This is a genomic window from Nonomuraea sp. NPDC049158 (genome assembly GCF_040648335.1).
Classification (GTDB): domain Bacteria; phylum Actinomycetota; class Actinomycetes; order Streptosporangiales; family Streptosporangiaceae; genus Nonomuraea.
The window spans coordinates 148,301-160,890 of sequence record NZ_JBEZDM010000017.1 but is presented as its reverse complement, the minus strand read 5'-3'; the positions used below and the strand labels follow the sequence as shown (position 1 = coordinate 160,890).

Below are 12,590 nucleotides of genomic sequence, written 5' to 3'. Positions count from 1 at the left end.
GGCATCCGTATTCAAGAAAGGCATTCATCATGCCGAACGTCGTATTCAGCATCGATCAATCAAGGTCAATGCGCGACCAGAAAATACCGGGACACAATCGATGGCACCCGGATGTTCCGGTGGCCGAGATGGTCCGCCCCGGAGACGAGTTCCGAATCGAATGCAGGGAATGGACCGACGCCCAGATAGGCAACAACGATTCCGCGAACGACGTACGGGACGTCGACCTGACCGTCGCGCACGTGCTGAGCGGACCCATCGGGGTGGACGGAGCCGAGCCGGGTGATCTCCTGGTCCTCGACATCCTCGACCTCGGCGCGGTTCCCCAGCAGGTCGGGCAGGCACCGGGACAGGGATGGGGTTACACCGGCGTGTTCGCCAAGGCGAACGGGGGCGGATTCCTGACCGACTACTTCCCCGACGCGTACAAGGCGATCTGGGACTTCCACGGCCAGGTGGCCACATCCCGGCACCTGCCAGGTGTCCGGTTCACCGGCATCACCCACCCAGGGCTGTTCGGCACCGCGCCGTCAGCCGAGCTGCTCGCCTCCTGGAACCGCAGGGAGCAGGCGCTCATCGACACCGATCCGCAACGGGTCCCGCCGCTCGGCCTGCCACCGCTGGCCGACAACGCCATAGCCGGTATGGCAAGTGGCGAGGTGGCGCGGCGGATCGCCGAAGAAGGCGCCCGTACCGTGCCGGCAAGGGAGAACGGCGGCAATCACGACATCAAGAACTTCACCCGCGGAGCCCGGGTCTTCTACCCGGTGCAGGTGAAGGATGCGAAACTTTCCGGAGGTGACCTGCACTTCAGCCAGGGCGACGGCGAGATTACCTTCTGCGGCGCGATCGAGATGGGCGGTTTCATCGACTTCCACGTCGACCTCATCAAGGGCGGCATGGAGAAGTACGGTGTCTCCACCAACCCGATCTTCCTGCCGGGAAACGTCGAGCCGCGCTATTCCGAGTTCATGTCGTTCATCGGGATCTCGGTGGACCACGACACCGACACCAACTACTACCTCGACGCGACGGTGGCCTACCGCAGGGCATGCCTCAATGCCGTCGAGTATCTCAAGAAGTGGGGCTACACCGGCGAACAGGCCTACCTGATCCTCGGCTCGGCTCCGATCGAAGGGCGGATCAGCGGGATCGTCGACATTCCCAACGCCTGCTGCTCGCTCTACCTGCCCACCGCGATCTTCGACTTCGACGTACGCCCGAATGCCGAGGGACCAGTCAGGAAGGAGCGCGGACAGTGCGCCGTGACGAGCTGACCGCCACCGCATGACACATGCGACGGCCCCGGGAGGGATCTTCCTGGTTGAGCGGCGCCTGAGAACGAGAACGGCCACCGCGCGTCAATCGATCGTGGTGAGGAACACAGATCGCGCGGTGGCCGCGATCCACGCTTAATATCTTCCCCTTTTCAGCCCCAAGAGTCGTTTACCGCGCCAGAGTACGATCCGTTTGGCCGATGCCCCTTCCACACCGGGCCGGCGGCCATTTCGCCGGACCCCCTGCCGGATTGGTCAACCGCCGCGGTCGCTCCGCCAACGGTCAACGCCGCGCGCCTAGCTCGAAATAACCGCAAACATATGGTTATCCTCAGGTGTAGTCGCACAAACCCCTGACATGCCCCCCGGCATAGGGCGATTCCCAAACGGATGTGCGTCTGCCACTCCGAAGGATTGATCAATGAACAACGACGCCGTGTGGGTCCGAAGCGTGACAGGCATCCAACTGCACCACACCACAGACCTCCAGGACGCCGGCCGATTCCTGGGCAATGCGGTGATGGCGCTGCGGGCCGCGCACGTACGAACCGGCGACGACCGGTACTCCGACCTCGCCGCCGAGCTCAAGACCATGGTGGCGGAGGCCCGGACCCTCGAGACCCAGGCCCGGGAACGCATGCACGGTCTGCACTCGGAAGACCCTGAGCAGTTCGTCCGCTGCCGCGAAGGCGAAGAGCCGTGGCCCGACGAGATCCAGGCGGGTTTCGTTCCGCGCCACACCTGCAATGATCGGTGCCTGTATCACGATCAGGACGTCCTCGAGGCCATCATGCAGTGCATCTGCGGGCGCCCCCCGTGCCGGGCCTGCGCCATCGCCGGTACGCCGTGAGGTGAGCCGTACTCGCCGGGCCGCGCCCTTTACAAAGTAGATCAAGAGCCGACATATCCTGAAAATACTGGGAAATACTGGAACTCTTGCTACGCTCGCGCCATGAGTGACCGGCTGGACGATCTCGAGAGGCGGATCGACGAGCTCCGAGCCGGTGTGCGCCGGGCCATGCGGGTCAAGGACACGGCCACGGCCAGGACCCTGCGCGCCGAGCTGCGCGGCGCCGAGCGCACGTGGGACGCCCTGGTGAGCACGGCCCCGGCGGATGATGCGAAAGACGGCGTCCCGAAAGACAGCGAACCCCAGCCCCCGGCGCCGCGGCTGGTGACCGTGCGCGAGCAGGTGCATCAGGGCCTCCTCCTGCTGGGCGCCTGTGCCCAGCCACGGCTGATCGTCGCCGTGGGCGCGGCGTTCTGTGGCGGCACGCTGCGGAGCAATCAGCTCACCAGCCTGCGCCGCGACGAGGAACGCTCGTTCAAGTCCTCCCCGTACGGCCGCCCGTACTACCTGTGCGCGGCCCTGACGGACCGCCTCTCCCCCGCCCGGGGCCTGCTGGCGGCCAGTACGTGGCCGCAGGCGCGCCGGATGGTGGGCCCGCTCAGCCCCCGCGTCGACTTCCTGACCTGCGCCATAGCGGTGGCCGAGCGGCTGGACGACGTCCTCATCGAGCCCGGCGGGGCGCGGCTGCTGGCCAGGATGGCGCGTAACATCCCCGGCGCCGCCGACGGCGATCTGGGACCGCCCGACCCCGGCCGGGTGATCGAGGCGGCGCGGGCGGAGCTCGCGGTGCACGTGGAGCGCGACACGCAGGACCGCGCTGAGCTGGCCGAACGCGCGGCGACGCAGCTCGGTGACACGGCGCGGCTGTTCGGCGCCGCTACGCTGAGCACTGTCGCGAGGAAAAGGATCACTGGGTGAGAGCGATGGGGCACCAGGCCGGCACCGGCCTCACGCGCAACAGCGAGCGCATCGTCAGCGAGCACACCGGCAACGGCGAGCGCATCAGCGGCGAGCGCGACAGCGAGACGAGAGGTGGCCGATGAACCGGCTTGACGCGCTGCGAGGAACGACGCCACCGAAGCCGCACGACGCCCGCGCCATCGCCGCGCTCGCGGCGAACCCCGGCTGCTCGCGCCGGGCGCTCATGGACGGCGCCGGGATCGACAAGGACGCCGCGGCCAGGCATCTGGGCTTCCCCGCGCCGTTCGGCCAGTCGCCGTTCGCGATCACCCGTGGAAACGTGTTCGAGGCGCTGGTGAAGGCCGACGGCTGCGCGGAGCTGCTGCGCATGCTGCGCGAGCAGCTCGGCCTGCCGATCGCCGAGGTGGCCTACCACGATGTGGAGAACGTCGGCGCGCACCTGCGCCACGCCCACACCCGGGCGCTGTTCGATCGGGCGGTGGCCGAAGGGCACGACGCGGGGACGGTCTACGACCATCCGCTGCTCGCCCTCGACATCGCCGGGCACGCCGCCTACCTGGAGCCGGACGTGGTGGCCTTCCAGCTCGGCGGGCGCTTCCACATCGTGGAGATCAAGTCGTTCGCGGTGATCGACGGGCAGGCGGACCCGGCCGCGGTGGCCGCGGCGGCCCGGCAGGCGGCGGTGTACGTGCTGGCGCTGCGCAGGCTGCTCGACGAGCTGGGACACGACCCGCTGCGGGTCTCGCACGAGGTCGTGCTGGTCTGCCCGGAGAACTTCGCCAACCGGCCCGTCGCGACGCTGGTGGACGTCCGCAAGCAGCTCGCCGTGCTGGAACGCCAGCTCGACCGGATGACGGGGCTCGACCGGCTGCTCGACGTCCTGCCCGAGGAGGTCACGTTCGACCTCCTGCCGGGTGAGGACGGGCTGCCGACCCGGTCCGCCGCCGAGCTGGCCGACGCGCTGCGCCGGTCCGACGCCCGCTACGCGCCCGACTGCCTGTCGACCTGTGACCTGTGCTTCTTCTGCCGCGACGAGGCCCGGCAGGAGGGCGCCTCCGACCTGCTCGGCCGTAACGTACGCGACGAGCTGGGCGGCGTGGCCTCCGTCGGCGAGGCGCTCGGGCTGGCCGACGGCACCCGCGACCCGGAACCGGGCCAGGAGGAGATCGCCCGGCTCCTGCGCAACGCCGAACGCCTGCGCAGAGAGTGCCTGACGTGAGCCTGCTCACCTCGCTCGCCCGGCTGCGGGCCCTCGACGAGGGCATCGCGCAGCCGATCGCGACCGTCCGGCACTGCCATCTGTCGGCGCGGCCGATGGTGTTCATCCCGCTCAAGCTCTCCGGCGAGGCCGCCGCGCCGCTGGCCGCCATGCTCGGCACCGACCGGGCCGAGCCCCGCCTGCTGGTGGTCACCCAGCCGCGTAACCGCGATCTGCGCTTCGCCTGGGCCGCCGAGCTGGCCGGGCTGCTCCTGCCGTACATCCAGGGCTTTCTGCGCGAGACGGAGACGGTGGAACGCAAGAACGCCGACCCGTACGAGCGGGCGCTCGACGCGCCGCAGCTGATCGTGCCGAACCAGGCGGGGGTGGCGTTCACCCGGCTGCTCGGCCGGTCCACCCGGTTCCGCCGGGCCGACGGGCCCTACCCGGTGCCCACGGGGGTGCCGCTGCTGGGCAGGTGGCTGACCTGGTTCGCCGAGCGGGCCGGATATCCGGGGTCGTCGCTGACGATCGCCGCGACCGACGAGCTGGGCAGGCACTGGGCGAGCGGGCAGAGCGGTCTGGAGGACGCGAACCTGGCCGCGCTGCTCGCCTGGATCACCGACGGGCCGAGTGACGACGCGGAGGACCCGCTGATCTGGCCGCCCGCGGGCCCGGTCACCGATCCGGGGTTCGACGCCGAGGTGCTGGCGCCGGCGATCGAGAAGGGCTCGGCCGAACGCGTCACCGAGGCCCTCCGTTCCCAGCTCGAACCCACCTGGCGGCTCATGTGGCAGGCGATCGACCTGCTCGCCGGCCTGCCCGAGGGCAACAGCGTGGCGCAGCGGTGGGAGCAGGACCGCGCCTCCTTCAGCGGCCTGGCCGCGCAGATCGAGGACGGCGCGCCGCCGCAGGCCCGGCATGACGGCGCGATCGCCGCCGCCGCGCGGCTGGCGCGCATGGAGCGCGCCCAGGCCGCCTACGAGGTGCAGCGCGCCTACGACGACCCGCTCGTGATGGCCGAATACCGGCTGACCGGCGAGGCGTTCGCGGGCGAGGTCGTGGAGACCGAGCCGGAGAACTTCGAGGGCGAGGGCCGCTCGCGCAAGCTGCGCCCGCTGGTGGTGGTCAAGACCGACGATCCCGTACGGCTGGCACCCGGCGCCACGCTCGGCACCCCGCAGCGGCGCGGCCAGGGCGCCCAGCTGGTCGAGGCGAGCGACGGCCTGGTCACCCTGAAGATCACCAAGGGCATGGGCCGCGGCAAGACGCCCACTCCGGGCGCGGTGCCCGAGGTGGGCGAGCGGGTCTGCTACACCTCGCTGACCGACGACTTCCAGGGCGCGCCGAGCCTGCCCGACGCGGAGGCGACGCCGTGGACCCACGGCGGACCGCCACGCGAATACCGCCCGACCGATGAGGACGCCCGCGAGGAGTGGTCGTGACCGGCGAGGACGCCAGCCCCGAGCAGGTCATCAGGAACGTGCTCGCCGACCTGCCCAGGAATCGCGGCGTGGTGGTCGACTCACCGCCGGGGGCGGGCAAGTCCACGCTCGTCGTCCGGGCCGCCGCCCACCTGGCCGAGACCGGCGACCCGCTGATGATCGTCGCCCAGACCAACGAGCAGGTCGACGACCTGGTGGCGCGGATCTCGGAGCGGCATCCGCGGCTGACGGTCGGGCGGCTGTCGGCGAGCGGCTACGTGCCGCCGCTGCGCCTGCTGGAGCTGCCCGGTGTCACGGTCGGCACGCGGATCCAGGATCTCAGTGATCCCGACATCACGATCGCCACCTCGGACAAGTGGGCGTGGATCTCCGGCCGTACCTGGCCGTGGGCGATCGTGGACGAGGCGTACCAGATGCGCTCGGACAAGCTGCTGCGCATCGCCGGGCTGTTCGAGCGGGCGCTGTTCGTGGGCGATCCCGGGCAGCTCGACCCGTTCTCGATCGTGGACGGCGACCGCTGGTCCGGCCTGTCGTGGGACCCGCTGCAGAGCGCGGTCTCGGTGCTGCTGCGCCACAACCCCGACCTGCCGGTGCACCGGCTGCCGGTGTCGTGGCGGCTGCCCGCCTCGGCCGCGCCGGTGGTGTCGAAGGCGTTCTACCCGTTCACCGGGTTCCGGTCGGGTACCGGGGCCGGCGAGCGGCGGCTGGAGCTGGCCACCGGCGGCATGGGCACCGTGCACGACCGGGCGCTGGAGGAGGCGGCCCGCTCCGGCTGGGCGCTGCTGGAGCTGCCCAACCGCCACACCGTGCGCACCGACGGCGAGGCCGTGCAGGCGGTGGCGCTGCTGGCCGAGCGGCTGCTGCAGCGCGGCGCGGTGGCGGGCTCCGAGCAGGGCGAACGGCCGGTGACCGCCGACCGGATCGCGGTCGGCGCGGCGCACCGCGACCAGGTGGCGGCGATCAGGGCCGCGGGGCTGCCGCCGGAGATCACGGTCGACACCGCCAACCGGCTGCAGGGCCGCGAGTACGACGTGACGATCGTGCTGCACCCGCTGTCGGGCCGCCGCGACGCCACCGCGTTCCACCTGGAGTCGGGGCGGCTGTGCGTGCTGGCCTCGCGGCACCGGCACGCGTGCGTGGTGGTGGCCAGAGCGGGCATCGCCGAGCTGCTCGACGCCCATCCGTCGGCGGAGCCGGTACGGCTGGGCGTGCCGGTGAAGTTCCCCGACGGCTGGGAGGCCAACCAGTCGGTCCTGGAGCACCTGGCCCGCCACCGGGTGTAGCGACGACGATCACGAAGTGAGGCATGTGTGACATCCGTGTACGTTCTCAACGGCCCGAACCTCAACCTGCTCGGCACCCGCAAGCCGGAGGTGTACGGCACGACGACGCTGGCCGACGTCGAGGAGATGTGCCGCGAGGAGGCCGCCGGGCTCGGCCTCGACCTCCGCTTCCGGCAGTCGAACCACGAGGGGCAGCTGATCGACTGGATCCACGAGGCCGGGGCCGAGGTCAAGGCCGGGCGGTGCGTGGGCGCGGTGTTCAATCCCGGCGCCTACACGCACACGTCGGTGGCCCTGCACGACGCCATCGAGGGCGTGGAGCTGCCGGTGGTGGAGCTGCACATCTCCAACGTGCACGCGCGCGAGCCGTTCCGGCACCACTCCTACATCTCGCCGGTCGCGCGGAGCATCGTGGTGGGGTTCGGCGTGCACGGCTATGTGCTGGCCCTGCGCGGCCTGCACCACGTCACCCAGAAGTGATCAGCGGCAGAAGGGCGCCATGCCCATGGCCGACCGCAGGCCGCCGGTCAGGTGGCCGAGGAAGCGCTGGTCGCCGGTCCATGCCTGCACCTCGTGGCCGAGCGTGGTGACCCACGACCGGCCGCCGTCGTAGTACTGGCACCAGGAGACCGGATGGTCCCTGCCGTGCCCGGGATGGCCGAGGTTGCCGCGGGTGCCCTTCAGCATGGTGCTCTCGTCGACCTGGGCCAGGACGCGGACGCGGGTGGGGGCCGGGACCAGGTTGTACCACTCGTCGCTGAACGTCCAGGCCGGCGGCAGCCCCGCGGTGGAGGCGTCGCGCCGGTCGACCGTGCGCACGGTGGCGGGCTGGACGGGGCCGTGGTCGTAGAAGTTGGCCTCGCCGAGCAGCCCTTCGTACCAGGGCCAGTTGTACTCGGTGCCGAAGGCGTTGTGCACGCCGACGAAGCCGCCGCCCGCCCTGACGTACTGGCGCAGCGCGGTCTGCGCCGCGTCGTCGAGCGCGTCCCTGGTCGTGCTCAGGAACATCACCGCGTTGTACTTCAGCAGGCTCTGCGCCGAGGCGAGCTGGGTGACGTCCTCGGTGTAGTCGACCGCGAAGCCGTTGTCCTGGCCCAGCTTGAGCACGGCCTTCACGGCCACGTTGTCGTCGTTGAGCGGCGGGTTGAGCCCCGGCCCGAGCACGGTGCCCAGGTGGGCGTGGCGCGGGCCGGCCGTGCGCGTGTAGACGAGCAGGCGGTAGCCCTTGGCGGGGTCGAAGTTGCCCCAGTCGTGGTAGCAGCGGGCGTCGGTGCCCCGGCACACGCCGCCGGCCGGCGCCGGATCGTTGGAGGCGGCTGAGGCGGGCAGGGCGACCGCCAGCAGCAGGGCGGCGGTCACGAGCGTCGAGGGTCTCACGGGCACCTCCGAAGTCCACCAGGTGGATCGATCGTTCCACAGCGTAGCCAGTGCGCGAGAGCCGGACAAGGTCTTGTCTTCACCGCGGCACCGGCTTATTGTGCGTCCGTTAAGCGGATCTATCGGTCCATCTAGTGGACCAGAAGAAGGCGTGGTGCCAGTGGAACGACGCAACTTCCTCATCGGCGCGGCCGCGACACTGGCCGCCGTACCCGCCCGTCCGGACGCCGCCGTTCCCGAGCAGGACGTTCCGGAGCAGTCCGCCGCCTTAGGTGCGGCCGGCAAGGACTTCCCCAAGGTCTGCGGCAACCTCGGCAACCACAACCACTCGCCGCTCAAGAAGATCACCGCGCGCAACCTGGACCGCCTCGGCGGCGCCTGGCACCTGAACCTGGAAGGCGGCAGCACCGCCGCGCCCCAGCAGAGCACCTGCGTCGCGGAGAACGGCATCCTGTACGTCCAGACGACCCAGCAGAACGTCTTCGCCGTCGACGGCAGGACAGGGGCGCTGAAGTGGAAGACGAACCTCGGCACCAAGCAGACGAACATGCGCGGAGTCGCGCTCGGCGAGGGCCTGGTCTTCTCCACCTCCGGCGCCAACATCGTGTACGCCCTGGCCAAGGACACCGGCAAGGTGGTGTGGCAGCGGCAGCTCATCACCGAGGACGAGGGCGGCGGCGACACCGGCGGCTGCGATCCGCAGAACGGGCAGTGCGGCGGCCTGACCGGCACCCTGGCCGGCGCGGTCGTCTACTGGGACGGCCTGATCTACGTCGGCATGCAGGGCAGCACCGGCGGCGCCCGGGGTCGCGCCTACGCCCTGAAGGCGGCCACCGGTGAGGTGGCGTGGACGTTCTGGGCGTGCCCCGGCGAGGGTCAGTTCGGCAACGACACCTGGGAGGGCGAGTCCTGGAAGACCGGCGGCGCGGTCCCGTGGATCCACCCCGCGATCGACCCGGACCTCGGGCTGGTCTACTGGACGTTCGGCGGCTCCTACCCCCGGCTGGACGGTTCGAGCAGGGGCGGCGACAACCTGTTCGCCAACTCGATCGTGGCCATCGACGCCAAGACCGGCAAGCGCAAGTGGCACTTCCAGTCGGTGCACCACGACATCTGGGACCTGGACAACGTCATGGCGCCGGTGCTGGTGGACGTACGGATCGGCCGCGGCGTGCGCAAGGTCGTCGTCTACGGCAGCAAGGCCGGCATGTTCTACTTCCTCGACCGGGCCACGGGTGAGCCGGTCCACGGCGTCACGGAGCGGCCCGTGCCCCAGGACGCACGCCAGAAGACCGCGCCGACGCAGCCGTTCCCCGGCGGCGCGCCGTTCATCACCCAGGCGCCGGAGTTCGGCAAGGCGACCAGGCCGGTGCCGTTCTACGCCTGGGGCGGCCTCTACACGCCGCACTGGGACCGGGCGACCATCATCTTCCCCGGCGCGGGCGGCGGGGCCGACTGGGCGCACCTGTCGTTCAACCCCCACACGGGCTGGATCTACGTCGGTTACGGGCTGATCAACTCCGGCTTCTCCAACAGCCGGGACGGCCGGGTCAACACCTCGCGCCCGCTGGGCGAGTACTTCGCGGGGGGCATCGCGGCCGTCGATCCCCGTACCAACAAGCCGGTGTGGACGCTCGACCGGGAGTGGTCGCTCGCGCACGGCAACGGCATCCTCACCACGGCGGGGCGGGTCATGTTCCAGGGCGGCCCCGACGGGGTGCTGCACGCTATGGACGACACCGACGGGAAGGTCCTGTGGAGTTTCCAGTGCGGCGCCGGGGTGCACACCAGCCCTATCAGCTATGAGATCGCCGGCGAGCAGTACATCGCGGTCCTGGCGGGCGGGAACGGGCTGCCGTACCCGGACATCCCGCGTGGCGACCACCTGTGGGCGTTCAAGCTCGGCGGCAAGGTGGCGCCCGCGGCGGCCCCGGTCCCGCCCAAGAAGCGCAACGACATCAGGGCCGCCGCCGTCGCCGGCACGACGGTCACGCTGGGCCGCGTCTGGGACGCGGCCAACCAGCGCCCGGGCCCGGCCGAGAACACCGTCGCCCAGAACGCCATGTCGCCGCAGCACCTGCGAGTGCCCAAGGGGACGGCCGTCACGTTCGTCAATCCGGCCGACAACGCCTTCGCGCACGCCGCCGTGTCCTTCTTCGAGTACGAGTTCGACAGCGGCGTGCTGATGCCGGGGCAGTCGTTCACCCACACGTTCGCCACGCCCGGCGAGTACTTCTACAACGACGCGATCTTCCCGCAGAACACCGGGAAGATCGTCGTCTACTGACCGGAAGCCTGCCGGCCTGTCGGCTACTGACCCGGAGTCTGCCGATCAGGAGCCTGCCGGCCGAGATACGTCGGCCGGATCGAGGGGGGCAGGGGGCCCTTGTTGCGCCGCCCCTGCCCCGACTCCTCCCAGGCGTGCGCCAGGATGCCGACGCTGCGGCCGAGCACGAACAGCCCCCTGGCCAGGGGCGCGGGGAAGCCGAGCTCGGCGTAGACGACGGCGGTCGCGCCGTCGATGTTCATCGGGACCGGGCTGATCAGCTCCTCGACCTCCTTGGCCACCCGCAGGTGCCCGCCCGGCACGACACCGTCCGCCACGGCCTGCTCCACCAGGCCGAGCAGCGGGTCACGGCGCGGGTCGCGGGAGTGGAAGCGGTGCCCGAACCCGGGCAGGTATTTGTCACGGGCCCGCCAGCGGGCCACCGTGGCCGCCGTGTCGCCGCGGGCCAGCGCCTCCTCCAGCAGCTCCACGCACTGCTCCCCCGCCCCGCCGTGGACGTCCCCCAGCAGGTTGACGCCGGTGGCGACGGCGTTGTTCAGCCCGACGCCGCAGGTGATCGCCATCCGCGCGACGGCGATGGACGGCGCGTGCGGGCCATGGTCGACCGAGGAGACGAGCGCGGCCTCCAGCAGCGCCGCCCGCCGCGGATCGGGCAGGTCGCCGCGGAGCATGAGCCAGACCATCTCCGCGAACCCCACCCGGCCGATCAGCTCCTGGACCGGCCTGCCGCGCAGCTCGATGACGTCCGGCTCGATCCTGGAGACGGCGGTGCCCCACCAGTCGGCCGCCTCACTCATGCGCGTACTCCTCGTTGTGCGCGCCGAGCCGCGGTGGTGAGGCCGGGGGACGCAGCGGTTCGTCGTCCACGAGCACGCCGTTGCCGGTCACGGTCAGGCGGCGATCGGTCCCGTCGGGGAAACTCAGCTCGGTGAGGAAGCCGCGATGGCGCAGCTGGTCGAGCGCGAGCGCCTGCGGGACGGTGAGGATGCGGGCCGCGGGCACGCCGTGGCCGGACAGCAGCTCCTCCCACTCCAGCGCCGTTCTGGCCCGCAGCGCGTCGTTGAGCTCGGCGTTCAGTGCCTTCCTGTGGGCCTTGCGGCCCTCGGGGAGGGCGAAGCGCGGGTCGGCCGGCAGTTCGGGGCGGCCGATCAGGCGGCAGAGCGTCTCGAACTGCGTCTGCTGGTTGGCGGCGATGTTGAGCGGCCCGTCGGCGGTCTCGAACGTGCCGGACGGCGCGGCGGTGGCGTTCTGGTCACCCATCGGCTCCGGCTCGACGCCGCTGACCAGGTAGTTGGACACGGTCCAGCCCATGGCCGAGATCGAGGCCTCCAGCATGGACAGGTCGAGGAAGCTGCCACGGCCGGTACGGTGCCGCCCGGCGAGCGCGGCGCAGATCGCCATGGCGGCCATCAGCCCGCCGATCGTGTCGCAGACCGGGAAGCCGACGCGCATCGGCACCGTGTCGGGGGTGCCGGTGACGCTCATCATGCCCGACAGGCCCTGGATGATCTGGTCGTAGGCGGGGGCCCCGCTCATCGGGCCGCTCTGGCCGAAGCCGGAGATCGCGCAGTAGATCAGCCGCGGGTTGAGCTCGCGCAGCCGGTCGCGGTCGTAGCCGAGCCTGGCCAGCACCCCGGCCCGGAAGTTCTCCAGCAGGACGTCGGCGCCGGTGACCATCGCCTCGAAGGCCATCCGCCCCGCCAGGCTCTTCAGGTCGAGCTCCACGGACTTCTTGCCCGCGTTCTGGGCCAGGAAGGAGGCGCCGATCCGGTCCCGGTTGAGCTCGTCGTCAGGGCCGAGGCGCCTGGCCAGGTCGCCGCTGCCGGGCAGCTCGACCTTGACCACCTCGGCGCCGAACAGCATCAGCTGGTAGCTGCAGTAGGGTCCGGCGAGCACGCTGGTCAGATCGACGACCTTGACCCCGTCCAGTGGCAACTGCTGCATTCACGCTC

12 protein-coding genes are annotated in these 12,590 nt (G+C 70.9%); 9 read left to right on the top strand and 3 right to left on the bottom strand.

The genetic code is table 11. The features are described 5' to 3' along the window. The first annotated feature begins 29 nt into the window (after positions 1-29). From fmdA to aroQ, 8 genes are all read left to right on the top strand, one after another. Positions 30-1,277: a formamidase gene (gene fmdA, locus AB0B61_RS32385; RefSeq protein WP_358439905.1), complete on the top strand. Its 1,248-nt coding sequence runs from the start codon at positions 30-32 to the stop codon at positions 1,275-1,277. Positions 1,278-1,698: 421 nt separating this feature from the next. Continuing rightward, positions 1,699-2,127, top strand: a complete 429-nt coding sequence (locus AB0B61_RS32380) for a hypothetical protein (protein ID WP_358439903.1) — start codon at positions 1,699-1,701, stop codon at positions 2,125-2,127. Positions 2,128-2,229: 102 nt separating this feature from the next. Next, positions 2,230-3,045: a hypothetical protein gene (locus AB0B61_RS32375; protein WP_358439900.1), complete on the top strand. Its 816-nt coding sequence runs from the start codon at positions 2,230-2,232 to the stop codon at positions 3,043-3,045. Beyond that, positions 3,042-3,170: a hypothetical protein gene (locus tag AB0B61_RS32370; RefSeq protein WP_358439897.1), complete on the top strand. Its 129-nt coding sequence runs from the start codon at positions 3,042-3,044 to the stop codon at positions 3,168-3,170. Before AB0B61_RS32375 ends, AB0B61_RS32370 begins: the two co-directional genes overlap by 4 nt. Then, a complete protein-coding gene (locus tag AB0B61_RS32365; RefSeq protein WP_358439894.1) occupies positions 3,167-4,267 on the top strand; it encodes a hypothetical protein in 1,101 nt (366 codons plus the stop codon). The genes AB0B61_RS32370 and AB0B61_RS32365 overlap by 4 nt, the downstream gene beginning before the upstream one ends. Beyond that, positions 4,264-5,691 (top strand): hypothetical protein, encoded by a 1,428-nt coding sequence (locus tag AB0B61_RS32360; RefSeq protein WP_358439891.1) that lies wholly within the window; start codon positions 4,264-4,266, stop codon positions 5,689-5,691. Before AB0B61_RS32365 ends, AB0B61_RS32360 begins: the two co-directional genes overlap by 4 nt. Continuing rightward, on the top strand, positions 5,688-6,974 hold the full coding sequence (locus tag AB0B61_RS32355) for an AAA family ATPase (protein ID WP_358439888.1): 1,287 nt from the start codon (positions 5,688-5,690) through the stop codon (positions 6,972-6,974). Before AB0B61_RS32360 ends, AB0B61_RS32355 begins: the two co-directional genes overlap by 4 nt. Positions 6,975-7,001: 27 nt before the next feature. Beyond that, positions 7,002-7,454, top strand: a complete 453-nt coding sequence (aroQ, locus tag AB0B61_RS32350; protein WP_358439885.1) for a type II 3-dehydroquinate dehydratase — start codon at positions 7,002-7,004, stop codon at positions 7,452-7,454. On the opposite strand, the gene AB0B61_RS32345 is transcribed toward aroQ, so the two are convergent. Beyond that, a complete protein-coding gene (locus tag AB0B61_RS32345; RefSeq protein WP_358439881.1) occupies positions 7,455-8,351 on the bottom strand; it encodes a ThuA domain-containing protein in 897 nt (298 codons plus the stop codon). It abuts the gene before it with no gap. A 154-nt stretch (positions 8,352-8,505) separates the two neighbouring features. Between AB0B61_RS32345 and AB0B61_RS32340 the strand changes: the two genes are divergently transcribed. Beyond that, the gene (locus AB0B61_RS32340) at positions 8,506-10,638 is read left to right on the top strand and encodes a PQQ-binding-like beta-propeller repeat protein (RefSeq protein ID WP_358439876.1); all 2,133 of its coding nucleotides are present in this window, start codon (positions 8,506-8,508) and stop codon (positions 10,636-10,638) included. A 23-nt stretch (positions 10,639-10,661) separates the two neighbouring features. On the opposite strand, the gene AB0B61_RS32335 is transcribed toward AB0B61_RS32340, so the two are convergent. After that, positions 10,662-11,435 carry a citryl-CoA lyase gene (locus AB0B61_RS32335; protein WP_358439874.1) on the bottom strand — a complete coding sequence of 258 codons (774 nt, stop codon included), beginning with the start codon at positions 11,433-11,435 and terminating at the stop codon, positions 10,662-10,664. Further along, a complete protein-coding gene (locus tag AB0B61_RS32330; protein ID WP_358439871.1) occupies positions 11,428-12,582 on the bottom strand; it encodes a CoA transferase in 1,155 nt (384 codons plus the stop codon). The genes AB0B61_RS32335 and AB0B61_RS32330 overlap by 8 nt, the downstream gene beginning before the upstream one ends. Positions 12,583-12,590: the final 8 nt, after the last annotated feature.